The organism is Pseudomonas sp. FBF18, from assembly GCF_024261405.1.
Taxonomy (GTDB): Bacteria; Pseudomonadota; Gammaproteobacteria; order Pseudomonadales; family Pseudomonadaceae; genus Aquipseudomonas; species Aquipseudomonas palmensis.
The window spans coordinates 192,621-217,075 of sequence record NZ_QKRS01000007.1 but is presented as its reverse complement, the minus strand read 5'-3'; the positions used below and the strand labels follow the sequence as shown (position 1 = coordinate 217,075).

Below are 24,455 nucleotides of genomic sequence, written 5' to 3'. Positions count from 1 at the left end.
ATGCTGGCCTATATCTTTCGCCGCCTGTTGCTGATCATCCCCACCCTGCTGGGTATCCTGATCATCAACTTCGTGATCATCCAGGCCGCGCCCGGTGGCCCGGTGGAACAGATGATCGCCAAGCTCGAAGGCTTCGACGGCGCCACCAGCCGCATCGCCGGTGGCGGCTCGGAAGTATCCGTGGCCGGCTCCAACTACCGTGGCGCCCAGGGCCTGGACCCTGCCCTGGTCAAGGAAATCGAGCGCATGTACGGCTTCGACAAGCCGGCGCCGGAACGCCTGTGGATCATGATCAAGAACTACGCGCGGCTGGATTTCGGCGACAGCTTCTTCCGCGACGCCAAGGTCATCGACCTGATTGCCGAGAAGATGCCGGTGTCGATCTCGCTGGGGCTGTGGAGCACGCTGATCATGTACCTGGTGTCGATCCCCCTGGGCATCGCCAAGGCTACCCGGCACGGCAGCCACTTCGACGTGTGGACCAGCTCGGCCATCATCGTTGGCTATGCGATCCCGGCATTCCTGTTCGCCATTCTGCTGATCGTGCTGTTTGCCGGCGGCAGCTACCTGGACTGGTTCCCCTTGCGCGGGCTCACCTCGAACAACTTCGATGAGCTGAGCACCACGGGCAAGATCCTCGATTACTTCTGGCACCTGACCCTGCCGGTGACCGCGCTGGTGATCGGCAACTTCGCCACCATGACCCTGCTGACCAAGAACAGCTTCCTCGACGAGATCAACAAGCAGTATGTGATCACCGCCAAGGCCAAGGGCCTGAGCCCCAACCGGGTGCTCTACGGGCACGTGTTTCGCAACGCGATGCTGCTGGTGATCGCGGGCTTTCCCTCGGCATTCATCGGCATATTCTTCACCGGCTCGCTGCTGGTGGAGGTGATCTTTTCCCTCGATGGCCTGGGCCTGATGAGCTTCGAGGCGGCCATCAACCGCGACTACCCGGTGGTGTTCGGCACGCTGTTCATCTTCACCCTGCTGGGCCTGGTGGTGAAGCTGATCGGTGACCTGACCTACACCCTGGTCGATCCGCGTATCGACTTCGAAAGCCGGGAGCACTGAGATGACCCTATCCCCTCTCAACCGCCGCCGCTTCGAACGCTTCAAGGCCAACCGCCGTGGCTGGTGGTCGCTGTGGCTGTTCCTGATCCTGTTCGGGCTGAGCCTGGGCGCCGAGCTGATCGCCAACGACAAGCCGCTGGCGGTGCGTTACGACGGCGAATGGTACTTCCCCGCCCTCAAGCGCTACCCCGAGACCACCTTCGGCGGCGAGTTCCCGCTGGAGGCCAACTACAAGAGCCCGTACATCCGCGAGTTGCTGGCAGCCAAGGACAGCTGGGTGCTGTGGGCACCGATCCCGTTCAGCTACCAGAGCATCAACTACGACTTGAAGGTGCCCGCCCCGGCCCCGCCCTCGGCGCAGAACCTGCTGGGCACCGACGACCAGGGCCGCGACGTGCTGGCGCGGGTGATCTACGGCTTTCGCATCTCGGTGCTGTTCGCCCTGACGCTGACGGTGTTCAGCTCCATCATCGGGGTGATCGCAGGCGCCCTGCAGGGCTTCTATGGCGGCTGGGTCGACCTGGCCGGGCAGCGCTTTCTGGAGATCTGGTCGGGGTTGCCGGTGCTGTACCTGCTGATCATCCTGGCCAGTTTCGTGCAGCCCAACTTCTGGTGGCTGCTGGGCATCATGCTGCTGTTCTCGTGGATGAGCCTGGTGGACGTGGTGCGCGCCGAGTTCCTGCGCGGGCGCAACCTGGAATACGTGCGCGCGGCGCGGGCGCTGGGCATGCAGAACGGCGCGATCATGTACCGGCACATCCTGCCCAACGCGATGGTCTCGACCATGACCTTTTTGCCGTTCATCCTGACCGGCGCCATCGGCACCCTCACGGCGCTGGACTTTCTCGGCTTCGGCCTGCCACCGGGCGCGCCGTCGCTGGGCGAGCTGGTGGCCCAGGGCAAGTCCAACCTGCAGGCGCCTTGGCTGGGCATGAGCGCCTTCGCGGTACTGGCACTGATGCTCAGCCTGCTGGTGTTCATCGGCGAGTCCGCCCGCGATGCCTTCGACCCGAGGAAATGAGATGAGCAACGACACCTTGATCGAAGTGCGCGACCTGTCGGTGGAGTTCGTCACCGGGGCGCAGCAGCAACGCGTGGTCGAAGGCATCAGCTTCGACATCCGTCGTGGCGAGACATTGGCACTGGTGGGCGAAAGCGGCTCGGGCAAGTCGGTGACCGCGCACTCCATCCTGCGCCTGCTGCCCTACCCGCTGGCCCGCCACCCCAGCGGCAGCATCACCTACGAAGGCCAGGACCTGCTCAAGCTGGAAGAAAAACAGATGCGGCGCATTCGCGGCAACCGCATCGCGATGATCTTCCAGGAGCCGATGACCTCGCTCAACCCGCTGCACAACATCGAGAAACAGATCAACGAGATTCTCATGCTGCACAAGGGCCTGCGCGGCAAGGCGGCCACCGAGCGCACCCTGGAGCTGCTGGAACTGGTGGGCATTCCCGACCCGGTCAAGCGCCTCAAGGCCCTGCCCCACGAGCTGTCGGGCGGTCAACGCCAGCGGGTGATGATCGCCATGGCCCTGGCCAACGAGCCGGAGCTGCTGATCGCCGACGAACCGACCACCGCGCTGGACGTCACCGTGCAGCTGAAAATCCTCGAATTGCTCAAGGACCTGCAGGCGCGCCTGGGCATGGCGCTGCTACTGATCAGTCACGATTTGAACCTGGTGAAAAGAATTGCCCACCGCGTATGTGTCATGCAGCGCGGTTGCATCGTCGAACAGGCGTCGTGTGACGAATTGTTCCGTGCCCCGCAGCATCCGTATACGCAAATGCTGCTCGGTGCCGAGCCCAGCGGCAAGCCTGCCGACAACCCGGTGGGCCCGCCGCTGCTCGAGGTCGAGGACCTGCGCGTGTGGTTCCCGATCAAGAAGGGCCTGCTGCGCAAGACCGTGGACCACGTCAAGGCGGTGGACGGCATCAACTTCAGCCTGCCCCAGGGCCAGACCCTGGGCATCGTGGGCGAGAGTGGTTCCGGCAAGTCTACCCTGGGCCTGGCGATCCTGCGGTTGATCGGCAGCCAGGGCGCGATACGCTTTGAAGGCCAGGCGCTGGACGGCCTGACCCAGCAACAGGTGCGGCCGTTGCGCCGCCAGATGCAGGTGGTATTCCAGGACCCCTTCGGCAGCCTGAGCCCGCGCATGAGCGTGAGCGATATCGTCGGAGAGGGCCTGCGCATTCATCGGATTGGCACGGAGGCAGAGCAGGAACAGGCGATCATGGAGGCGCTAGAGGAAGTAGGACTGGATCCGCAAACCCGGCACCGCTACCCTCACGAGTTCTCCGGTGGCCAGCGACAACGTATTGCCATTGCCCGGGCACTGGTATTGAAACCGGCGCTGATACTGCTGGACGAGCCCACTTCGGCGCTCGACCGGACCGTTCAGCGCCAGGTGGTGGAACTGCTGCGTACGCTGCAGACCAAGTACAACCTGACCTACTTGTTCATCAGCCATGACCTGGCGGTGGTCAAGGCGCTCAGCCACCAGTTGATGGTGGTCAAGCAGGGCAAGGTGGTGGAACAAGGTCCGGCTACGGGTATTTTCAGCGCCCCGCAACATCCCTATACACAGCAGCTGCTGGAAGCCGCCTTTTTGGCCCCCACAGCTGTCGATTAACCTGAAGAGGAACAACACATGGGTTTTCTCGCCGGTAAGCGCGTACTGATCGTCGGTGTCGCAAGCAAACTGTCCATCGCATCCGGCATCGCTGCCGCCATGCATCGCGAGGGTGCAGAACTTGCCTTCACCTACCAGAACGAAAAGCTCAAGGGCCGCGTCGAAGAGTTCGCCGCTGGCTGGGGCTCCAGCCCTGAGCTGTGCTTCCCCTGTGACGTTGCCAGCGATGAAGAAATCGCCAAGGTCTTCGAAGAACTGAGCAAGAAGTGGGACGGCCTGGACTGCATCGTGCACTCCGTAGGCTTCGCGCCGGGCGACCAGCTCGACGGCGACTTCACCCAGGCCACCACCCGTGATGGCTTCCGCATTGCCCACGACATCAGCGCCTACAGCTTCGTGGCCCTGGCCAAGGCCGGTCGCGACATGATGAAGGGCCGCAATGGCAGCCTGCTGACCCTGTCGTACCTGGGCGCCGAGCGCACCATGCCCAACTACAACGTGATGGGCATGGCCAAGGCCAGCCTGGAAGCCGGCGTGCGCTACCTGGCGCGCAGCCTGGGCCCGGAAGGCACTCGTGTGAACGCCGTTTCGGCCGGCCCGATCCGTACCCTGGCAGCCTCGGGTATCAAGAACTTCCGCAAGATGCTGGACGCCAACGAAGCGCAGACCCCGCTGCGTCGCAACGTCACCATCGACGAAGTCGGCAACGCCGGCGCGTTCCTCTGCTCGGACCTGGCGTCGGGCGTGAGCGGTGAAATCATGTACGTGGACGGTGGCTTCAACACTACCGCCATGGGCGACCTTACCGAGTAAGGTTGGCAGGATGGGAAAAGGCCGCTGATGCGGCCTTTTCTTTTGTCCGGGATCTGGCTATTCGCCGGCAAGGCCGGCTCCTGAAGAGGTTGCGATCCCTGTAGGAGCCGGCCTTGCCGGCGAACGCCCCCGTACAACCAACACAAAAACAGAAAGGGCCGCATCAGCGGCCCTTTCCGTTTACAGCAGCATCACTCAGTAACGGGTGATGTCCGCCTTCTCTTCCAACTGCTTGCGGTACGCAGCGAAGTCCTGCTGGCCAGCACGCGACGCCAGGAAGCGACGGTAGGCCGCCTTCTCTTCGTCACTTGCCGCAGCACCTTCGTTGACGCCGTTCAGGCGCAGGACCACAAAGCTGCCGTCGTTCAAGGTGACGCTACCGAAGGTCGGCTTGTCCTTGGCTTGCGGCTTGCTCATGCGGAACACCGCCTGCAGCTCGGCCGGGTCGATGGCCTCCTGGTTGCGTGTGACCGCTTCCTGGACCTTCCAGCTCTGCCCTTCCTGGCTGGCTGCCAGTTCGACCTTGCCGTCGCGTAGGCCGGCGATCAGCGCCTCGCCCTTGGCCTTGGCCGCCGCACTGGCGTGCTCCCTGGCCAGGTGCTTGCGAATGCTGTCGCTCACCACTTCCAGCGGCAGTTGCTCAGGCTTGCGGTGCTCCTTGACACGGATGACCACGACCGTCTCCGGGTCCAGCTCGATGGCGGTGCTGTTGGCACCCTCTTCCAGCACTTCCGGGCTGAACGCCGCCTGGATCACCGCACGGTTGGCCGTGATGCCATCGCCACCTTCACGGCCGAACGGCGCCGAGGTGTTCAGCTTCAGGCCAAGCTCCTGGGCCGGCTGGGCCAGGTCGGAGGCTTCGAACGCCGAGTCCTCCAGCTGCTTGGTCACTTCGACGAAGCGCTGTTCGACCTGCTGGGTCTTGAGCTCGCGGGTCAGCTTGTCTTTCAGGCTGGCGAAGGTCGGCACTTCAGGTGCCTGCACATCCAGCAGCTTGATCAGGTGCCAACCGAAGTCGGTACGCACCGGCGCCGATACCTGGCCCTTGTTCAGCGCATACAGCGCCTCTTCGAAGGCCGGGTCGTAGACACCCTGGCCGGCATAGCCCAGGTCACCACCCGTGGCGGCAGAGCCCGGGTCCTGGGAGAACTCCTTGGCCAGCTTGGCAAAGTCTTCGCCTTTGTCCAGACGCTGCTTGATCTCTTCGATGCGGGCCTTGGCCTGGGCATCGTCAAGCTTGTCGTTGACTTCGATGAGGATGTGCGCGGCATGGCGCTGCTCGGCCAGGTTGGCGATTTCCTTCTGGTACAGCGCCTGGAGCGCCTCGTCGTCGACCTTGACCTGGTCGAAGAACGCGGCCTTCTTCAGCTCGATGTAGTCGATGACCACCTGATCGGGGCTCATGAACTCCTTGGCGTGCTCGTCGTAGTGCGCCTTGATCTCTTCGTCGGTGACCTTGACCGCGGCCGGGTCGGCCTTGAAGGTCAGCGAAGCGAAATCACGGGTCTGCTTCTCCAGGCGGGCAAATGCCTCGACCTGCGAATCGGTAACAAAACCGCTGCCGGCCAGGCCAGCACGCAGTTGGCCGATCAGCATTTCCTGCGCCAGCATGTCGCGGAACTGCAGGCGACCGTAGCCCAGCTGACGAATCACCTGGTCGAAACGCTCGGGGCTGAACTTGCCGTCAACCTGGAACTCCGGCGTTTGCAGGATGACCTGGTCAAGCGCGGCTTCGGAGAAGCTGAACTTGGCATCCTTGGCGCCCTGGAGCAGCAGCTTGCGCTCGATGAGGCCCTTGAGTGCTGCTTCACGCAGCATTTTTTCATCCAGCAGGGAGGCGTCGAAATCCTTGCCCAGCTGTTGCATCAGTTGCCGACGTTGCATGTCGACAGCCTGGCTCAGCTCATTCTGGCTGATGGTGTCGCCATTGACCTTGGCAGCGTCCTGGCTATGGGTGGTGGCCTGGAAGATGGCATCGAAGCCGGTCAGCGCCATCAAGGCCACGATGACACCGATGATGGTCTTGGCAATCCAACCTTGTGAATTGTCCCTGATATTTTGAAGCATGCGTCCCCCAGAAACGGCCGTACTAAATAAACAACCGCGGAGCGTGGGTAGAGTCCTGATAGAAGAAAGGCGCATCCGAGGATGCGCCTTCTCGTAACTGGCGAAGCACACGGGAATCTGTTTTTGCGATTCCCCGTGCTGCGCTACCAGGCCAGGCGAAACCCGACCCGGTTAGGCGAAGCCTGAAAGAGACGCCTTAGTTGACGGCTTCTTTCAGTGCTTTGCCGGCCTTGAAGCCTGGCTTCTTGGCAGCAGGAATTTCCAGAGTCTTGCCGGTTTGCGGGTTGCGACCGGTACGGGCAGGACGATCGGTTACCGAGAAGGTACCGAAACCGACCAGCACCACGGAATCACCGGCTTTCAGGGCGCCGGTGACGGATTCGATGACTGCGTCCAGCGCACGGCCGGCAGCAGCTTTCGGGATATCAGCAGATGCGGCAATAGCGTCAATCAGTTCCGACTTGTTCACTCTAAGTCCCCTTATCTCTATTTGAGTTTGTTTCTAAGTATGTAATGAAAAGCAAAACGATTGCCGGGTGGCCCACCGACAAGTGGGCGCCGCTTTATAACAAGGGCCCGAATTAACGTCGTGGAGGCCCCCCAGCCAAATACGTACTAATGGGTACTGATTCGTTCCTTGGAATCGCTGTCGCGCTTTTCATCCTTGGCGACAATCTCGGGAGCCACATCTGGCAAGGGCTCCGGGGCGTATTGCAGCGCAATTTGGAGGACTTCGTCAATCCATTTGACAGGTTTAATCTGAAGATCCTGTTTAATATTGTCAGGAATTTCCTTCAGGTCGCGCACATTCTCTTCTGGAATGATCACGGTCTTGATCCCGCCGCGGTGTGCTGCCAGCAGTTTTTCCTTCAAACCGCCAATGGCCAGCACCTGGCCACGCAGGGTGATTTCCCCGGTCATGGCCACATCGGCGCGCACCGGAATCCCGGTCAGGGCCGACACCAGTGCAGTGCACATGCCGATGCCAGCGCTTGGGCCGTCCTTGGGGGTAGCCCCTTCCGGCATGTGAATGTGGGTGTCGCGCTTCTCGTGGAAGTCGGCCGGGATCCCCAGGCTGCGTGCACGGCTGCGCACCACGGTCTGCGCGGCAGTGATCGACTCGACCATCACATCGCCCAGCGAACCGGTCTTGATCAGTTGACCCTTGCCCGGAATCACCGCGGCCTCGATGGTCAGCAGCTCGCCGCCCACCTGGGTCCACGCCAGGCCGGTTACCTGCCCTACCTGGTCCTGCTGCTCGGCCAGGCCGTAGCGGAACTTGCGAACGCCCAGGTAATGCTCGAGGTTGTCACCATCGACCTTGACGGCCACCTGCTTGAGCCCGGCATGTTCCTTGACGACCTTGCGGCAGATCTTGGCGATCTGGCGCTCCAGGCCCCGCACACCGGCTTCGCGGGTGTAGTAGCGGATGATGTCGCGGATGGCGGCAGTGTCGATCTCCAGCTCGCCCTTCTTCAGGCCGTTGGCCTTGATCTGCTTGGGCGAGAGGTACTTGACCGCAATGTTGATCTTCTCGTCTTCGGTGTACCCCGGCAGACGAATCACTTCCATCCGGTCGAGCAGCGCCGGCGGGATATTCATCGAGTTGGAGGTGCACAGGAACATCACGTCCGACAGGTCGTAATCGACCTCCAGATAGTGATCGTTGAAGTTGTGGTTCTGCTCGGGGTCGAGCACTTCGAGCAGTGCCGAGGCCGGGTCGCCACGCATGTCGCTGCCCATCTTGTCGATTTCATCGAGCAGGAACAGCGGGTTGCGCACACCCACCTTGGTCATCTTCTGGATCAGGCGACCTGGCATCGAACCGATGTAGGTACGGCGGTGACCGCGAATTTCTGCCTCGTCACGCACGCCACCCAGGGCCATGCGCACGAACTTGCGATTGGTGGCGCTGGCAATGGATTCGGCCAGGGAAGTCTTGCCGACACCCGGCGGGCCGACCAGGCACAGTACCGGGCCGCGGATCTTCTTCACGCGCTTTTGCACGGCGAGGTATTCGAGGATGCGTTCCTTGACCTCGTCCAGGCCATAGTGGTCGGCATCCAGGATCTCTTCGGCCTTGGCCAGGTCAAGGCGCACCTTGCTCTGCGCCTTCCACGGCACCTGCACCAGCCAGTCGAGGTACGAGCGCACCACGGTGGCTTCAGCCGACATCGGCGACATCTGCTTGAGTTTGTTCAGCTCGGCCTGGGCCTTGGCGTAGGCATCCTTGGGCAGGCCGGCAGCGTCGAGGCGCTTTTTCAGCTCTTCGACTTCGTTGTGGCCTTCGTCGCTGTCGCCGAGCTCTTTCTGAATGGCCTTCATCTGCTCATTCAGGTAGTACTCGCGCTGGCTGCGCTCCATCTGCTTCTTGACCCGACCACGGATGCGCTTCTCGACCTGCAACAGGTCGATTTCGGCATCCAGCAAGGCCAGGACGTGCTCGACCCGGGCGCCCAGGTCGATGATTTCGAGAATTTCCTGCTTCTGCTCGATCTTCAGGGCCATGTGAGCGGCCATGGTGTCGACCAGGCGCCCCGGCTCGTCGATGCTGTTGAGCGACGAGAGGACTTCAGCGGGGACCTTCTTGCCCAGCTGCACATACTGTTCGAATTGCGACAGCAGGCTGCGCACGAAGACTTCGGACTCGCGATCGGCGGCCTCGACTTCGTCGATCAGCGCCACATCGGCGCGAATATGCCCGTCGACTTCGACAAAGCGCTCAACCGCACCGCGCTGCTCGCCCTCGACCAGCACCTTGACGGTGCCATCGGGCAGTTTGAGCAGTTGCAGTACGGTTGCAATGGTGCCGACACGGTACAGGGCATCTTCACCTGGATCGTCATCAGCTGGATTCTTCTGGGCCAGCAGGAGGATCTGCTTCTCGCCCGTCATCGCGGCCTCGAGGGCTTCGATGGACTTTTCACGCCCCACGAACAGCGGGATGACCATGTGCGGGTAAACGACGACATCGCGCAATGGCAAAAGAGGCAAGTCGAGGGTTGTCTTCATGATTTCGCCTCTACAGCGGCCTTATGGCCGTAATCCGATGGAAATTTGAGCATGGAGTTAATGTGGGGGCAGGCCCGCAAAAAAACAAGCTCTGCGACAGGAAAAGCAAAGGGGCCCGTAGGCCCCTTGCTGGTTTGCTGCCGTCACCCGACTCAGGCGTCGGGTGCAGCCTTGGCTTGCGGCTCGCTGTTCTCGTAGATCAACAGCGGCTTGGACGAGCCATCGATGACGCTCTCGTCGATCACCACCTTGCTGACATCCTTCTGCGAAGGAATCTCGTACATGGTGTCGAGCAGGATGCCTTCGAGAATCGAACGCAGGCCACGGGCACCGGTCTTGCGCTCCAGTGCCTTGCGGGCCACCGACTTGAGCGCATCGCTGCGGAACTCCAGGTCGACGCCTTCCATCTCGAACAGCTTGCCGTATTGCTTGGTCAAGGCGTTCTTCGGCTCGGTGAGGATCTGCATCAGTGCAGCCTCGTCGAGCTCGTCGAGGGTTGCCAGTACCGGCAGGCGGCCGACGAACTCGGGAATCAGGCCAAACTTGACCAGATCGTCCGGCTCGACTTCACGCAGCGACTCGCCAACCTTCTTGCCTTCTTCCTTGCTGCGAACTTCCGCACCAAAGCCGATGCCACCGCGGGTGGAACGGTTCTGGATGACCTTTTCGAGGCCCGAGAACGCACCGCCGCAAATGAACAGGATGTTGCGCGTATCGACCTGCAGGAACTCCTGCTGCGGGTGCTTGCGGCCACCTTGCGGTGGTACCGAGGCAACCGTGCCCTCGATCAGCTTGAGCAATGCCTGCTGCACGCCTTCGCCCGAAACGTCACGGGTGATGGACGGGTTGTCCGACTTGCGCGAGATCTTGTCGATTTCGTCGATGTAGACAATGCCCATCTGGGCCTTTTCCACGTCGTAGTCGCACTTCTGCAGCAGTTTCTGAATGATGTTCTCGACATCTTCACCGACATAACCCGCTTCGGTCAGCGTGGTGGCATCGGCAATGGTGAACGGCACATTCAACAGACGCGCGAGGGTTTCGGCGAGCAGGGTCTTACCCGAGCCCGTCGGTCCGATCAGCAGGATGTTGCTCTTGCCGAGCTCGACATCGTCGTTCTTCTTGTCACGTTGGTTCAGGCGCTTGTAGTGGTTGTACACCGCTACGGCCAAGACTTTTTTCGCGCGCTCCTGACCAATGACGTACTGGTCCAGGATGCCGCTGATTTCTTTCGGCGAAGGCAATTTATGCGCGCTGCTCTCGGCCTGGGCTTCCTGCACCTCCTCACGGATGATGTCGTTGCACAGGTCGACGCACTCGTCGCAGATAAAGACCGAGGGGCCGGCAATCAACTTGCGTACTTCATGCTGGCTTTTGCCGCAGAAGGAGCAATAGAGCAATTTGCCGTTGTCCTCGCCGTTACGGGTGTCAGTCATTCGATCGATCCAATCCGGTAGGCTTGCAACACAAGATGAAGGCAATTGCGGGCTTTTTCAAGTCCACAGGTGGCGGGAAGGCCCGGCCACCCGCTTGGCTGCCTATCAAACAGGCCGCTTGTGGAGCACCGAGTCGATCAGGCCGTATTCGGCAGCACGCTCGGCGCTCATGAAGTTGTCGCGGTTGGTGTCACGCTCGATGGTTTCGAGGTCCTGCCCGGTGTGATGGGCCAGCAGCTCGTTCAGACGCGAACGGATCTGCAGGATTTCCTTGGCGTGGATCTCGATATCCGAGGCCTGACCCTGGAAGCCACCCAGCGGCTGGTGAATCATCACCCGCGAGTTCGGCAGGCAGAAACGCTTGCCATGGGCACCGGCAGCCAGCAGGAACGCGCCCATGGAGCACGCCTGGCCGATGCAGGTGGTGGAAACGTCGGGCTTGATGAACTGCATGGTGTCGTAGATCGACATGCCTGCTGTCACCGAACCACCCGGCGAGTTGATGTAGAGATGGATGTCCTTGTCCGGGTTTTCCGCTTCAAGGAACAGCAATTGCGCTGCGATCAGGTTGGCCATGTAGTCCTCTACCGGGCCGACCAGAAAGATCACCCGCTCCTTCAACAGGCGCGAGTAGATGTCATAGGCGCGTTCGCCACGAGCGGATTGCTCGATAACCATCGGGACCAGGCCGCCTGCGGCCTGGATGTCAGAGCTCTGCTGATAATAAGAATTGCGGGACATGTCCTGCACTCACTCCCAAATAGTCATGTCTTGAATACGCACAAGCCAGCTCGAAGGCTGGCTTGTGGTGTTTTCCTACAAGAGAAGGAAATCAGTCAGCGGCAGGTGCCTGCACCGGCTTGACAGCTTCTTCGTAAGAGACCGATTTGTCGGTCACAGTCGCTTTCTGCAGAACAGTATCCACAACTTGTTCTTCCAGCACAACCGAACGGACTTCGTTCAGCTGCTGGTCGTTCTTGTAGTACCAGGCGACGACTTGCTCAGGCTCCTGGTAGGCCGAGGCCATTTCCTGGATCATTTCGCGAACGCGGTCTTCGTCTGGCTTGAGGTCGAACTGCTTGACCACTTCGGCGACGATCAGGCCCAGCACGACGCGGCGCTTGGCTTGCTCTTCGAACAGCTCGGCCGGCAGTTGCTCAGGCTTGATGTTGCCACCGAACTGCTGAACGGCCTGCACGCGCAGACGGTTCACTTCGTTTTCCAGCAGGGCCTTTGGCACTTCGATCGGGTTGGCAGCCAGCAGGCCGTCCATTACCTGGTTCTTGACCTTGGTCTTGATGGCCTGGCGCAGTTCACGCTCCATGTTCTTGCGAACTTCGGTGCGGAAGCCTTCGATGCCGGTTTCCTTGATGCCGAACTGGGCGAAGAACTCTTCGGTCAGCTCAGGCAGTTTTGGCTCGGAAACGCTGTTGACGGTAACGGTGAACTCGGCGGCTTTGCCAGCCAGGTCCAGGTTCTGATAGTCCTCGGGGAAGGTCAGGTTCAGAACGCGCTCTTCACCGGCCTTGGCGCCGACCAGACCTTCTTCGAAGCCTGGGATCATGCGGCCGGAACCCAGCACCAGCTGGGTGCCCTGGGCCGAACCACCGGCGAACACTTCACCGTCGACCTTGCCGACGAAATCGATGTTCAGCTGGTCTTCGTTCTGGGCAGCACGGTCGGTCGCTTCAAAGCGAACGTTCTGCTTGCGCAGCACTTCCAGCATGTTGTCCAGGTCGGCGTCAGCCACTTCGGCGCTCAGGCGCTCGACGTTGATCGACTCGAAACCGGCAACGGTGAACTCAGGGAACACTTCGAAGACGGCAACGTATTCCAGGTCCTTGCCCGCTTCGAGCGACTTCGGCTCGATCGACGGCGAACCGGCCGGGTTCAGCTTCTGCTCGACCACGGCTTCGTAGAAGGAGGACTGGATCACATCGCCTACTGCTTCCTGGCGAGCGTCAGCACCGAAACGGCGCTTGATTTCGCTCATTGGAACTTTGCCTGGACGGAAGCCAGCGATCTTGGCCTTTTGGGCGGTCTGCTGCAGACGCTTGTTGACCTGGCTCTCGATACGCTCAGCCGGCACGGTGACGCTCATGCGGCGCTCGAGAGCGGAAGTACTTTCAACAGAAACTTGCATGGATATTCCTCGTTGCACAGACGTTAGCCGGCGATACCGACTCCAGAATCAAGGGCAAGCATTCTAGTGACTCAAACACCAGAAGTCACCCCGTTCAAATCAAGGAGAACAGGCCGCGGCACATTTGAATTTCGCACAACTGCCCCGAAGCCTCTTGCCTGGGCGCCGGAACCCGCCGTTGAAGGCGTTGCGGCCTGACCGGCGGGCATCCCGATGCCCAGTGGAGGCTATGGAACAGAAACTTTTCAACACACTACCGCGCCTCAGGGCGCAGCATCTTCAATTTCGTTGAACTCGCAGTATTCCTGCCAGCTCAGGCCCAATGCCTCGGCCACTTCGCGGTGCACTTCAAGACGCATCTCGCGCAGTTGTTCGGGCGACTCGGCAATCAACTCCAGGGTCAACTCCCAGGATTGAAGGCCACGCTCCTGCGCCTGGTCATCGAACGCCCACTGGATCTGCTGCTGTTGCTCGTGGGCATTGAGCCCGGCTATCTCTTCGAGCAACTGCGGGTTTGCCTGGGCAAACCGCTCTAGCGCGACCGCCTGGCGTGATTCTTTTGCAATCATGGTGCATTCCTTCCTGCGGCCGATAACCCGGCCACTGCTTCAACCGCCTGAAATCTATCAGCTTTGGCTTATTTGTCACTAGCCAGGGTGACATCGGCGACAGGTGAACAGCAGAATGCCGCGCACCTTAACATCTGGCCCTGTGCCACCCAAGCGCTGCAGCAAATCAACAAACGGCCGCCCGGTTTCTGCCAGACTCACCGGCGTCTTCTTTTCGGATACCTGCATGAATCACGAATTGTTCTGGGTCCTTGGCCTGCTGTTCAGCGCCGTCGCGCTGTTTGTCATCAATCGCCCGCGCATGGACGTGGTGGCGCTGCTGGTGATCGTCGCCCTGCCCCTGCTCGGCATCCTGAGCGTGCAGGAAGCCCTGGCCGGCTTCAGCGACCCCAACGTGGTGCTGATTGCCGCGCTGTTCGTGATCGGCGAAGGGCTGGTGCGCACCGGTATCGCCTACCGCATCGGCGAGTGGATGGCCGAACGCGCCGGCAACAGCGAAACTCGCCTGATCGTGCTGCTGATGGTGTCGGTGGCAGGCCTGGGCTCGGTGATGAGTTCGACCGGCGTGGTGGCGATCTTCATCCCGGTAGTACTGAGCATCGCCGCACGCATGAAGGTGTCGCCCAGCCGCCTGATGATGCCACTGGCCTTCGCCGGGCTGATCAGCGGCATGCTCAGCCTGGTGGCCACGCCTCCCAACGTGGTGGTGCACAGCGAGCTGGTACGCCACGGTGAAACCGGTTTCAGCTTTTTCAGCTTCACCCCTTTCGGCCTGGTGATCCTGGTGCTGGGGGTGGGCTACATGCTGCTGACGCGCAACTGGCTGGGCAGCGCGACGCGCAAGGACGGCAGCACCGAAACCCGCCGCACCCTGCTCGACCTGATCATCGACTACAAGCTGGCCGGGCGTGAACGACGCCTGCGGGTCAGGCCCCATTCGCCGCTGATCGGCCACAGCCTGAGCGAGCTGAAGCTGCGCACCGAGCACGGTGCCAACGTGGTCGGCATCGAGCGCCAGCACAAGTTCAGCACCCGCGTGATCAGCCCCGACTCCAGTACCCTGGTGCACGAGGGCGACGTGCTGCTGCTTGACCTGTTCTCGCCCAAGGACGACCTGCGCAACCTGTGCCAGACCATGCGCCTGGAGCCTCTGCACTTCAAGGCCGCCTACTTCATCGACCAGTCGCGCGAAGTGGGCATGGCCGAAGTGGCGCTGCCACCGGGCTCGCAGTTGATCGGCAAGAACCTGCTGGAGCTGACGTTCCGCAGCCGCTGGGGGCTGAACGTGGTGGGCCTGCGTCGCGACCAGGCGGCCATCGACGAGCAACTGGTGGAAGAAAAGCTCAAGCTGGGCGACACCCTGCTGGTGATCGGCACCTGGAAGGCGATTCGCCAGCTGCAGACGCAACCGCGGGACTTTCTGGTGCTGAGCCTGCCGGCGGAAGTGGACAACGTGGCCCCGGCCCTGAATCAGGCGCCTTATGCGCTGATCAGCCTGGCGGTGATGGTGGGCCTGATGATCAGCGGCCTGGTGCCCAACGTGATCGCCGCGCTGATCGGCTGCCTGCTGATGGGCGCCAGCCGCTGCATCGACATGGAGAGCGCCTACCGGGCGATCCACTGGCAGAGCCTGATACTGATCGTGGGCATGCTGCCCTTTGCCCTGGCGTTGCAGAAAACCGGAGGCATCGCCCTGGCGGTGGACGGCCTGGTGGGCGTGCTGGGCAGTGCAGGGCCCTACGTGATCCTCGCCACGCTGTTTGCGATCACGGCGCTGATCGGGCTGTTCATTTCCAACACCGCAACAGCGGTACTGATGGCGCCGGTTGCGATCACCACCGCACAGCAACTGGGCGCATCGCCCTACCCGTTCGCCATGATCGTGGCGCTGGCCGCATCCGCCGCGTTCATGACGCCGGTGTCGTCGCCGGTGAACACCCTGGTGCTGGGGCCGGGGCAGTATCGCTTCGCCGACTTTGTGAAGGTGGGGGTACCGTTCACGATCCTGGTGATGATTGTGAGCGTGCTGATGGTGCCGTGGATTTTTGCTCTGTAGACGGCGGTGCTGCCTTCGCCGGCCATGCCGGCTCCTGCAGGAGCCGGTTTGGCGGCCACAACCCACTAACAATAACAATTATCATTTGAGAAATAATCTCGTTATACTCCGCAGCCTCATCAGCCCTGCACCGATCGCACTCGATGGAATCCAGCCCACACGCCCCTGCCAGCGCCCATGCGTACCTGCAGACGCTGTACACCGATCACCATCGCTGGCTACGCCAATGGCTGCGCAACCGTATGGGTTGCCCGGAGTCGGCGGCTGACCTGGCCCAGGACACGTTCCTGAGCATCCTGGCCTCCAAGGACCTGTTCAGCATCCGCGAGCCGCGCTCGTTCCTGTCCACCGTGGCGCGGCGCCTGATGGCGAACGTACACCGGCGCCGACTGGTGGAGCAGGCCTATCTCGAAGCCCTGGCCAACCTGCCAGAAGCCGTGGAGCCCTCGCCCGAGGTGCGCACCCTGGCCCTTGAAGCCCTGACCCTGCTGGACAGGCTGCTCGACGAGCTGCCGGCCAAGGTCCGCGAAGCGTTTCTGCTGTCGCACCTGCAGGGTCTGAAAATCGCCGAGATCGCCGAGCGCCTGCAAGTCAGCACACGCTCGGTGAAGCTGTACCTGGTGCGCGCCAACCAGCACTGTTTTTTTGCGCAGCTGCCATGAGCACACCGCAACCGGCCTTCAAGCCCCGCACCACCCGTGAGGCTGCCCACTGGCTGACCCTGTGGATGGACGGCGACCTGCCGCCCGAGCAGGCCCAGGCCTTTGCACGCTGGCGCGCCGCCGACCCGGACAACGAACGCGCCTGGCTGCATATAGAAAGCCTGCGCGGTCGCCTGGCCGGGCTGGAGCCCACCGCCGGCTACCGCAGCCTCAGCCACGGCGGCGGCAGTCGTCGGCGGGTGGTCAAGGCATTGCTGCTGCTTGCCCTGGCCGGCGGCACCGGCGGCCTGGCCTACCGCGAGCCCTGGCGCAGCGGTGCGGGCCTGGCCTACCACAATGGCGCCAGCGCCCCTCGACACATCACCCTGGCCGATGGCAGCCAACTGACCCTGGATGCCGACAGCACGGTGGAGGTGGACTTCACCCCCACCCAGCGCACCGTGCACCTGCGCAGTGGGCGGCTGCTGATCAATACCGGGCATGATGACGCGCAGCGCCCCTTCAGCGTGAAGACCGCCCAGGGCAGCGTCCTCGCGCTGGGCACCCGGTTCGTGGTGCAGGTGCAGCCCGAGCGCACCGATGTGCAACTGTTCGAAGGCGCGCTGAAACTCAGCCCGCTGCACACCACGCCGCAGCGGCTCAGTGCAGGTGAGCGCACACGCTTTACTGCCATGCGCATCGACGACAGCACCCGGGTGGGCCGCGAGCCTTCATGGGGCGTAGGTGCACTGGAGGCCGACGACATGCGCCTGGGGCACTTCATTGCCGAACTGTCGCGCTATCGCCCCGGCCTGTTGCGCTGCACCAGTGAAGTGGCCGACCTGCGCATCTCGGGGGTCTACCCGCTGGCCGACAGCGATGCGGTACTCGACGCGCTGACCCAGTCGCTGCCGGTCAGCATCAACCGGCGCTCACGCTACTGGGTCACGGTCAGCGCCCGCTGAGGGAACTGGCCACTCAGCACGCCAGCTCGATGCCCACCGCGTGGCCGGGCCCCGCCGTTACACTGACCTGAGCCCCGAACACCGTCTCGATGGTATGTGCATTCAGTACCTGCGCGGGGGTCCCGCTGGCGCACAACCGGCCCTTTTCCATCAGCCACAGCCGGTCGCAGTAGCGCGCCGCCAGGTTGAGGTCATGCAGCACGCACACCACCGCGATATGTGGCAGGCGGGCCAGCCGGCGCAACAGGCGCATCAGATTCTGCTGCTGGCCGATATCCAGCGCGCTGGTGGGCTCGTCGAGCAGCAGCATGCGCGGCGCCTGGCCCTCGGTGGGGCCCGCAGGGCTGATGGCCAACTGGTTCAGCGCGCGGGCGATGGTCACCCGCTGCAACTCGCCGCCCGACAGCGACAGCACACCGCGGTCGAGCAGATGAGTGATGTCCATGGCCTCGACGATGCCGGCGCACGGCAACCCGGCATGCCCCTGGCCCAGCTGGATGAATTCGCCGACCTGCCAGTCGAACGCACTGTCCATGTGCTGGGTGACCAGGGCGCGGTTGCGCGCCAGCTGGCGCGGTGAATAGGCGCTCAACGGCTGATCGAGCAGCCGCACTTCGCCGCAGTCGGGCGTGATATAGCCGGAGATCAGCGACAACAATGTGCTTTTGCCTGCGCCGTTGGGGCCGATCAGCCCCAGTAGCTGGCCGCCCTGTATGGCCTCGGTGACCGGGCTGAGGGCAAATGGCCGATGCAGGCCGACAGCGAGAAGATCGAGCATTCAGAACTCCCGGACCTTGCGGCCCAGCAACAACCAGAGAAAGTACGGCCCGCCGATCACGCTGGTGACCAGGCCGACCGGAATCTCGGCAGGGCTGACCAGGCTACGCGCCAGGGTGTCGGCAAGCAGCAGCAGAATCGCCCCGCACAGCATCGAGGCCGGAATCAGCAGACGGTGGCCCGGCCCGAAGTACAGGCGCAGGCAGTGCGGCACCAGCAGGCCGATGAAGCCGATGATGCCAGTGAGTGCGACGCACAGGCCCACGCCCAGCGAGGAGGCCAGCACAATGCGATTTTTCAGGCGCTCGGCATTGAGCCCCGCCGCATGGGCAGACACCTCACCCAACTGGAACAGGTCCAGGTCGGCGGCGCTGCGCACCAGCACCAGCAAGGTCAACGGCAACACCACCAGCGCTACGCTCAGGGTCGACCACTCGGCACTGCCCAGGCTGCCCATGCCCCACAGGCTCAATTGGCGCAACTGTTCTTCGCTGGCCATGAAGGTCAGCATGCCGCCCACCGCGCCGGTCAGGGTATTGATCACCAGGCCGGCCAACAGCAGGGTGATGGTCGATTCACGACCCTTGTAGCCGCGCCCGATGCGGAAGATCACCAGCGTTACCAGCAACGCCCCGACAAACCCGGCCAGAAACTGCCCATACAGCTCCAGGCCGGCAAAACGCCCATTGAACAGCACGATCCAGATCGACACCGCCAACCCCGCACCGCTGGCCTGGCCCAGCAGCGTGGGGTCGGCCAGCGGGTTGCGAAACAGCCCCTGCATGGCGGTGCCGCCTGCTGCCAGGGTCGAGCCCACCAGCACCGCCAGCAGCAGCCGCGGCAGGCGTACCTCGCTCCACACTTGCCATTCCAGCGGCGCGGGCAGATGGCCCAGCAGGATGCGCGGCGACAGGCCGATGCTGCCCACCAGCGAACACAGGGCCAGCAAGGCGCACAGGCCGGCCAGCATCAGCAACAGCGTGGGCAATGAGCGGGTGTGCGAGCGCGTCATGGGAACAGCGCCCCGGCATCACGGCGCAGTTGCAGCATGGCCGCCACGGTGCGTGGGCCCAGGTTGAGCAGCGCCTGATCGTCCACCTGCACCAGGCGCCGGTGCTGACCGGCCGGGGTCAGCGCCAGGCCGCCGAGCTTCCACAGGTTGTCCTCGCCGCCCAGGGCCTGCAACCCGGCGCGGCTGATGATCACGAAATCCGGTGCAAGCGACACCATCGCTTCGGCCGCCACCTGCTTGTAGGCACTGAACGGCGCGCAGTTCTCGATGCCCGCCTGCTCCAGTGCGGCATGGGCTTCGGTGCCGCGTCCCATGATCAGCGGGATCATGCCCGCTCGATTGAAGATGAACAGCGCCCTGGGGCCCTTGAGCGGCGCCAGTGCAGCCAGCTCGGCGGCCAGACGTTGCTGCTCTGCAACCAGCGGCGGGCTCAGGGCTTCACGGTCGAAGGCCTTGGCCACCTGTTCTATCTTGCGTGGGATATCGGCGATGCGCTTGCCCCTGGGCACTTCGATGACCTCGACGCCCACGGTATCCAGCTGGCGCAGCACCACGGCCGGACGCGCCGCATCGCTGAGCACCACCCGCCGCGGATGCAGGCTCAGGATGCCTTCGGACGACAACTGGCGCAGATAGCCCACCGACGGCAGGCGAGCCACTTCGGGTGGGTAGTGACTGGAATCGTCACGCCCCACCAACCGCGAAGTGGCCTGCAACTGCGCGGCAATCTCGGCCAGGTCGTTGCCGATGACCAATGTGTCGGCCTGATCGGCATGCACGGGCGCTGTACCTATTAAAAGAAGCAGGCACACACTCAGCAGCCGAGCGCTCATTGCCCCGCCTCCAACCGATCGAGCAACTCGCGCCAGGCTGGCTGTTCGGGCTGCCCGGCAGGGCGACGCCCGAACAGTTGCACGATCAGGCGCTGCTCGGCATCGAAGATCTCCAGGCTGTTGACCCCGCCTACGGCATTGGGTTTGTACACGCGCCAGGCTTCGGCTTCGACGGTGTCACGTATGCCGAAACGGGTTGGTGCGGCGTCACCGTCACCCGGCATGTCGAACACCAGGCTGTCGCCCTGCCGCGTGGCGCTGTCGAGCTTGCCGGTGTAGATCTGCGTGGAGCCGGGGCTATAGATGAAGACCATCAGTTCCAGCCCGCTGTCGGCCAGTTGCCCGAGCAGCGCCGCAGTGCCCGCGCTGCCGATACGCCGGGCAAACTGCGGGGCCACGCCCTGGTTGCCCTGATAGCGGGTCAGGCCATGACGCTTGAGCAGCGCGAAGTGGTCATGCACATCCCCCATCGCTGCCCAGTCGTCGACCAGCCCGGCGACCTGTACATCTTGTTTGACCAGCGCCTCGCGCGGTGTGAAGTGCGGGTGCTCCAGGCTGCCCTGGGCATACAACTCGGCCCACGCCTGCAGGTTCGAGCCGGGTAGCGACGCCAGGCGCAACAGCGGCGCGGCATGCCGGTCGAACACCCGCAGCTCGAAATCACCAGCGGCCTGGCCACGGGTGAGGCACAGCCAGTGCCAGGCGCGCAGGTTCAGGCGCAGGTCCAGGCCATCTTCGCCAAGCACCAGACCGACCTGGGCAACATCGTCCGACCGTGGGAAGCGCCCCACCTGGTCGAGGAATGCATGACTGGCCTGGGTCATGACCCTCAGCGGGCCAAGGTGATACAGCCGGGCCGCCACTTCGGCGGCAGGCAGGGCGAGGCTGAGGCAGTCTTGCCCAAGGCGTTGGCGGAGGTCGCTGGCAGTAATAGCAGGCATGTGGGGATTCCTTGTGAGCAGAAAAGGTTCAGTGAAGGGGTGGCTGCAAGGGTGCGTCGCAGCTGGCAGCCACCGGGGCAAGCGCAACGCCGTCGCCGTCCTGGCTGGGCAGCAGCCACACGAAGTCGGCATCCTGAGCGGCTGGGGCCTGGCCCTCCTCCCCCAGCACCAGCACCTTCAAACCGGGATCGCGCGCGCCATGCCTGAGGTACTGGGGCGCGCCCTGGGACTTGAGGGTGTGCAGCACACCGGCGAACAACAGGCGCGGGGCCGGCGCGGCGTCGAGCACCTGGGCCATGCGCCGGTCGCGACCGTGCTGAATGGCGAGCATGGCGTTCAGTCGCGGCAGGTCGATCTCGCCACAGTGCATCTGCACGATGCGCTGACGCTGCACCTCGGCGATTGCCGCTTGCGGAAACAGGCTGGCCGCATCCGCGGGCGCGTCGGCTGCCACCTGCTTGCGTTCGCGGGGAGACAGGTTGCCGGCCAGCACCGGTGCCGGGGCCTGCATCAGTGCCTGCATCAACGGGCCGTATTGCTCCCAGCTCCAGCGCTCATCCCACTGCATGATCTTGCGCAGACGCGCCAGCCGCACGCGGTTGCCTGCGCCCAGCCACGCCTGCACATCGCCAACCGGGCGCTGCTGATCGCTATCGAGCATCTCGAGCACCACGGCGCCTTGCTGGCGCCGCTCGGCCAGGCCGGTGGCCAGCCACTGCTCGATCAGGTGATGAGCCACGTTGTCGTGGGTCTCCCCCACCATCACCGTGGGGGCTTGCGCCAGTACGTCGAGCAATTGCCCGGCATCGATCTGCTGGCCGCTGCGCACATCAACGATCGCGCCCCAGCCGGGGATGTTGGCTTCGACACGGGCATAGGCGGTCTGGGCCGGCGGCGCATTGACCGTGGCGCAGCCGACGAGCAGGGCAAGGCACGCCCCAAGCAGGCAGTTCGTGTACATGAGAGGGTCCTGTGGGGTCAGTATTCGAACGTGACGCCGAACGAGGTGGTACGCCCACGCCCGGTACCGCGGTCCAGTGAGGCGGACATGATCGAGTCCACCGAGGCGTTGTAGCTGTAGGTCTTGTTCTCCACGTTCTCGACGTTGAAGAACAGGCTGACGTTCTGCTGCACCTGCCAGCTGCCGTAAAGGTCCCAGATCACGCCGGTGGACTGTGTCTTCCTGGTTTCGTACCAATCCCAGCTTTCTTCGGCAGGGCCGGAGTACTCGCCGCGGGCGCCGAGCACCACGCGCTCGTCGAACCAGCGCGTGCCCAGGTCGAGGGTCCAGTAGCGGTCGGGCTGGCTGTTGATGTCTTCGAGTTCGATGCCCGAGGTGGTCGGCGCCTTGGTGGTGGCGCGGGTCCAGGAGAGGTTGGCGTAGACGAAGCCTGCGTCGTAGCGGCCCTCGATCTCGTAACCGCTCATGCGCACCTGCTCGGGCCAGTTGACCCAGTTGGCCTTGGCCGAGTATTCGCCGTCGTCATCGACGATGTCGAACGACTGCGGGGTGATATAGCCGTCGATCTTGCTGATGAAGCGGTTGACCTTGAGCTGGGCGTAGTCGTTGCTGCTGAACAGCCCGGCGCGACTGAGATTGAAGCCGAACTCGTAGTTGGTGGAGCGCTCCTGGCGCAGGTACGGGTTGGCCCCCACGCCGTCGGCATCGCTGGCGTCGGCGGTCATCGGTACCTTCTCGAAGAACATCTCCTGCACCCGCGGTGCACGCGAGGTGCGCGACCAGCTGGTGTAGAGCTGCATCCAGTCATAGGGCTTTACGGCAAAGCCGATACGCGGGTTGAAGCTGTGCTCGCGGCGGGTGATGTCCACATCGCCCCCGCCGATACCCGTGCACTCGCGCAAAATCGAGCACTTGGGCACGTGGCCGCTGACCTTGTAGCCGTCGTAGTGCATGCCCAGGGTCATGGCATAGATGTCGTAGTCCAGCTCCAGGGTACTGAACAGGCTTTCGGTCTGCTGCTTGCCTTCGGGGTTGGCCCCGCGTTTTTCCGGCGTGTCGGCAACGAAGTCGTCGGTGTAGTAGCGCATGCCGTTGCTCCAGCTCGCTTCCACCGGGCCAAGGTTGAAACGGCTGAGGTTGGTGAAGTCGAAACCGTGGGCATCGTCGTGGGTCTTGCGGCCGATGAAGGTGGATTCCTCCACCGGCGGGTAATCGAGCTGGGTCTTGTTCTGGTAGGCGTTGACCGTCAGGTTCACCCATTCGTTGTAGGGCGTGTAGGCGTACTTGGCGCGGTAGGTTTCGTTGCGCAGTTCCCATGGGTAGTTGTGGTAGAACTCGTTGCGGTACTGCACGCCGCTGAGGTCCAGGCGGTGCAGGTCGTTGGGCTGCAGGCGCACCTTGAGCAGGCCCGAGCGCGGGCTCTGCTTGGTGGTGTCGTAGTGGTTTTCCTGGCCGGAGCTGGTCTTGTATTCGCCGGTTTGCGAACTGCTGGCGGCGACGACGATGCCGTACACGCCTTCGCTATCCTCGGGACGGGTTCGTGCGCCGGCGGCGAGCATGCGCGTGTTGCCGTAACCGTTGTTGCCGGTGCGGTAGGTGCTGCGCACACCCACGCGGTGGTCGGGCTTGACGATGTCGTCGATATCGAAGGTGCGGAAGTTGGCGGTGCCCCCCAGGGTATTGGCCCCTTCGGCGCCGTCCACCGCGCCGCGCTGCACATCGACACCGGCCAGCAGGTTGGGGTCGACGAAGGCCATCGGCCCGCCTGAACCGTGACCGGCGTTGTTGCGGAAGGTCTGGGTCACGCCGTCGATCATGGTGTTGACCCGCCCCAGGCCCGACAGCCCGCGGATGTTCACCGAAACCCCGGGCTGGCTGCGTGAATGCAGGGTGTAGGTACCGGGCATGGAACGCACCAGGCTGTTGAGGTCCTGGCGTTCGGCGTGCACTTCGCGGCTGCTGCGGATCACGCCCGGGCGCTCGCCCAGTGCATTGACCAGCGTGGGGCCCACCTCCAGTGCGCTGCGGCTCTGTTCATCGGCGCGCAGCACGAAGCTCTTGTCCTTGAGCTGCACGATGCGCAGCCCGGTACCCATCAGCAGCAGGTCGAAGGCTTCCTTGCGGTTGTACTCGCCATCCAGGCCCTGGGTCTGGCGCTTGTCGGTCAGCTCCGGGGAAAAGGTCAGCATCACGCCGGTGGCGCCCGCCAACTGATTGAGTGCGGGCGCCAGCGGGCCTGCCGCAATCTGGTAATGCTTGCGTACAGCTGCGTGCTGAGCGGTGGGCGCCTCCATGGGCGCCGCCATTGCAACGCTGGCACCACTGACGGCAAGCGCCAGCACGGTAAGCGCGCCCTGCGCCGCCTTGAAAACACGGTGCCTGTCGGGCTGCTGGCCTGGATTTACGGTCGGCGCGATGCGTTTCACGTGAAGCTCCCTGGAACGTTGCAATGGTCTTGCAATAGAGGTCACGTGAGGCAGGCAAAAAAGGGAAATGAAAATCAGTATTATTTTTAAAATCAT

Annotated in this window: 20 protein-coding genes; 7 read left to right on the top strand and 13 right to left on the bottom strand. The window is 63.1% G+C overall.

What is annotated here, in order from left to right; genetic code table 11:
• From DN387_RS13660 to fabI, 4 genes are read left to right on the top strand one after another with little or no spacing between them, the layout of a single operon-like run.
• Positions 1-1,074, top strand: coding sequence for a microcin C ABC transporter permease YejB (locus DN387_RS13660; protein WP_054915280.1), 1,074 nt, complete (start codon positions 1-3; stop codon positions 1,072-1,074).
• Between the two features lies 1 nt (position 1,075).
• Complete coding sequence (locus DN387_RS13655) at positions 1,076-2,095, top strand: ABC transporter permease (protein ID WP_043864487.1); 1,020 nt, start codon at positions 1,076-1,078, stop codon at positions 2,093-2,095.
• A gap of 1 nt (position 2,096) precedes the next feature.
• On the top strand, positions 2,097-3,707 hold the full coding sequence (locus DN387_RS13650) for an ABC transporter ATP-binding protein (protein WP_043864488.1): 1,611 nt from the start codon (positions 2,097-2,099) through the stop codon (positions 3,705-3,707).
• An 18-nt stretch (positions 3,708-3,725) separates the two neighbouring features.
• On the top strand, positions 3,726-4,520 hold the full coding sequence (gene fabI / locus DN387_RS13645) for an enoyl-ACP reductase FabI (protein WP_043864489.1): 795 nt from the start codon (positions 3,726-3,728) through the stop codon (positions 4,518-4,520).
• Between the two features lie 195 nt (positions 4,521-4,715).
• On the opposite strand, the gene DN387_RS13640 is transcribed toward fabI, so the two are convergent.
• The 7 genes from DN387_RS13640 to DN387_RS13610 form a co-directional block, all read right to left on the bottom strand.
• Positions 4,716-6,587, bottom strand: a complete 1,872-nt coding sequence (locus DN387_RS13640; protein ID WP_054915281.1) for a SurA N-terminal domain-containing protein — start codon at positions 6,585-6,587, stop codon at positions 4,716-4,718.
• 196 nt (positions 6,588-6,783) lie between these two features.
• On the bottom strand, positions 6,784-7,056 hold the full coding sequence (locus DN387_RS13635; protein WP_003183171.1) for an HU family DNA-binding protein: 273 nt from the start codon (positions 7,054-7,056) through the stop codon (positions 6,784-6,786).
• A gap of 146 nt (positions 7,057-7,202) precedes the next feature.
• Positions 7,203-9,599 carry an endopeptidase La gene (gene lon / locus DN387_RS13630; protein WP_043864491.1) on the bottom strand — a complete coding sequence of 799 codons (2,397 nt, stop codon included), beginning with the start codon at positions 9,597-9,599 and terminating at the stop codon, positions 7,203-7,205.
• 152 nt (positions 9,600-9,751) lie between these two features.
• Positions 9,752-11,035 (bottom strand): ATP-dependent Clp protease ATP-binding subunit ClpX, encoded by a 1,284-nt coding sequence (gene clpX / locus DN387_RS13625; RefSeq protein WP_043864492.1) that lies wholly within the window; start codon positions 11,033-11,035, stop codon positions 9,752-9,754.
• A gap of 105 nt (positions 11,036-11,140) precedes the next feature.
• The gene (clpP, locus tag DN387_RS13620; protein WP_043864493.1) at positions 11,141-11,776 is read right to left on the bottom strand and encodes an ATP-dependent Clp endopeptidase proteolytic subunit ClpP; all 636 of its coding nucleotides are present in this window, start codon (positions 11,774-11,776) and stop codon (positions 11,141-11,143) included.
• A 91-nt stretch (positions 11,777-11,867) separates the two neighbouring features.
• Entirely contained in the window at positions 11,868-13,178 is a 1,311-nt protein-coding gene (gene tig / locus DN387_RS13615; RefSeq protein ID WP_054915282.1) for a trigger factor, read from the bottom strand.
• A gap of 263 nt (positions 13,179-13,441) precedes the next feature.
• Positions 13,442-13,747 (bottom strand): DUF6388 family protein, encoded by a 306-nt coding sequence (locus tag DN387_RS13610; RefSeq protein ID WP_043864495.1) that lies wholly within the window; start codon positions 13,745-13,747, stop codon positions 13,442-13,444.
• Between the two features lie 226 nt (positions 13,748-13,973).
• Here DN387_RS13610 and DN387_RS13605 point away from each other — a divergent pair, with 226 nt between their 5' ends.
• The 3 genes from DN387_RS13605 (at position 13,974) to DN387_RS13595 (ending at position 17,409) form a co-directional block, all read left to right on the top strand.
• Positions 13,974-15,803, top strand: coding sequence for an SLC13 family permease (locus DN387_RS13605; protein ID WP_054915283.1), 1,830 nt, complete (start codon positions 13,974-13,976; stop codon positions 15,801-15,803).
• 143 nt (positions 15,804-15,946) lie between these two features.
• Positions 15,947-16,465: a sigma-70 family RNA polymerase sigma factor gene (locus DN387_RS13600; protein WP_043864497.1), complete on the top strand. Its 519-nt coding sequence runs from the start codon at positions 15,947-15,949 to the stop codon at positions 16,463-16,465.
• Positions 16,462-17,409: a FecR domain-containing protein gene (locus DN387_RS13595; protein ID WP_054915284.1), complete on the top strand. Its 948-nt coding sequence runs from the start codon at positions 16,462-16,464 to the stop codon at positions 17,407-17,409. The genes DN387_RS13600 and DN387_RS13595 overlap by 4 nt, the downstream gene beginning before the upstream one ends.
• Before the next feature lie 13 nt (positions 17,410-17,422).
• Here the strand turns inward: DN387_RS13595 and DN387_RS13590 are convergent, their stop codons facing one another.
• From DN387_RS13590 to DN387_RS13565, 6 genes are read right to left on the bottom strand one after another with little or no spacing between them, the layout of a single operon-like run.
• Positions 17,423-18,187, bottom strand: a complete 765-nt coding sequence (locus DN387_RS13590; RefSeq protein ID WP_054915285.1) for an ATP-binding cassette domain-containing protein — start codon at positions 18,185-18,187, stop codon at positions 17,423-17,425.
• Positions 18,188-19,198 (bottom strand): iron ABC transporter permease, encoded by a 1,011-nt coding sequence (locus tag DN387_RS13585; protein WP_054915286.1) that lies wholly within the window; start codon positions 19,196-19,198, stop codon positions 18,188-18,190. It abuts the gene before it with no gap.
• Complete coding sequence (locus DN387_RS13580; RefSeq protein WP_054915287.1) at positions 19,195-19,977, bottom strand: hemin ABC transporter substrate-binding protein; 783 nt, start codon at positions 19,975-19,977, stop codon at positions 19,195-19,197. The genes DN387_RS13585 and DN387_RS13580 overlap by 4 nt, the downstream gene beginning before the upstream one ends.
• A 50-nt stretch (positions 19,978-20,027) precedes the next feature.
• Entirely contained in the window at positions 20,028-20,972 is a 945-nt protein-coding gene (locus DN387_RS13575) for a ChuX/HutX family heme-like substrate-binding protein (RefSeq protein ID WP_054915288.1), read from the bottom strand.
• Between the two features lie 28 nt (positions 20,973-21,000).
• A complete protein-coding gene (locus DN387_RS13570) occupies positions 21,001-21,933 on the bottom strand; it encodes a ChaN family lipoprotein (RefSeq protein ID WP_054915289.1) in 933 nt (310 codons plus the stop codon).
• 17 nt (positions 21,934-21,950) lie between these two features.
• Positions 21,951-24,359 carry a TonB-dependent receptor gene (locus DN387_RS13565; protein ID WP_200893518.1) on the bottom strand — a complete coding sequence of 803 codons (2,409 nt, stop codon included), beginning with the start codon at positions 24,357-24,359 and terminating at the stop codon, positions 21,951-21,953.
• Between the last annotated feature and the right edge of the window lie 96 nt (positions 24,360-24,455).

Excerpts from the sequence above, each read along its gene's own strand:
- DN387_RS13660 (WP_054915280.1), top strand. The coding sequence starts at position 1 with ATGCTGGCCTATATCTTTCGCCGCCTGTTGCTGATCATCCCCACCCTG.
- DN387_RS13655 (WP_043864487.1), top strand. The coding sequence starts at position 1,076 with ATGACCCTATCCCCTCTCAACCGCCGCCGCTTCGAACGCTTCAAGGCC.
- DN387_RS13650 (WP_043864488.1), top strand. The coding sequence starts at position 2,097 with ATGAGCAACGACACCTTGATCGAAGTGCGCGACCTGTCGGTGGAGTTC.
- fabI (WP_043864489.1), top strand. The coding sequence starts at position 3,726 with ATGGGTTTTCTCGCCGGTAAGCGCGTACTGATCGTCGGTGTCGCAAGC.
- DN387_RS13640 (WP_054915281.1), bottom strand. The coding sequence starts at position 6,587 with ATGCTTCAAAATATCAGGGACAATTCACAAGGTTGGATTGCCAAGACC.
- lon (WP_043864491.1), bottom strand. The coding sequence starts at position 9,599 with ATGAAGACAACCCTCGACTTGCCTCTTTTGCCATTGCGCGATGTCGTC.
- clpX (WP_043864492.1), bottom strand. The coding sequence starts at position 11,035 with ATGACTGACACCCGTAACGGCGAGGACAACGGCAAATTGCTCTATTGC.
- clpP (WP_043864493.1), bottom strand. The coding sequence starts at position 11,776 with ATGTCCCGCAATTCTTATTATCAGCAGAGCTCTGACATCCAGGCCGCA.
- tig (WP_054915282.1), bottom strand. The coding sequence starts at position 13,178 with ATGCAAGTTTCTGTTGAAAGTACTTCCGCTCTCGAGCGCCGCATGAGC.
- DN387_RS13610 (WP_043864495.1), bottom strand. The coding sequence starts at position 13,747 with ATGATTGCAAAAGAATCACGCCAGGCGGTCGCGCTAGAGCGGTTTGCC.
- DN387_RS13605 (WP_054915283.1), top strand. The coding sequence starts at position 13,974 with ATGAATCACGAATTGTTCTGGGTCCTTGGCCTGCTGTTCAGCGCCGTC.
- DN387_RS13600 (WP_043864497.1), top strand. The coding sequence starts at position 15,947 with ATGGAATCCAGCCCACACGCCCCTGCCAGCGCCCATGCGTACCTGCAG.
- DN387_RS13595 (WP_054915284.1), top strand. The coding sequence starts at position 16,462 with ATGAGCACACCGCAACCGGCCTTCAAGCCCCGCACCACCCGTGAGGCT.
- DN387_RS13590 (WP_054915285.1), bottom strand. The coding sequence starts at position 18,187 with ATGCTCGATCTTCTCGCTGTCGGCCTGCATCGGCCATTTGCCCTCAGC.
- DN387_RS13585 (WP_054915286.1), bottom strand. The coding sequence starts at position 19,198 with ATGACGCGCTCGCACACCCGCTCATTGCCCACGCTGTTGCTGATGCTG.
- DN387_RS13575 (WP_054915288.1), bottom strand. The coding sequence starts at position 20,972 with ATGCCTGCTATTACTGCCAGCGACCTCCGCCAACGCCTTGGGCAAGAC.
- DN387_RS13570 (WP_054915289.1), bottom strand. The coding sequence starts at position 21,933 with ATGTACACGAACTGCCTGCTTGGGGCGTGCCTTGCCCTGCTCGTCGGC.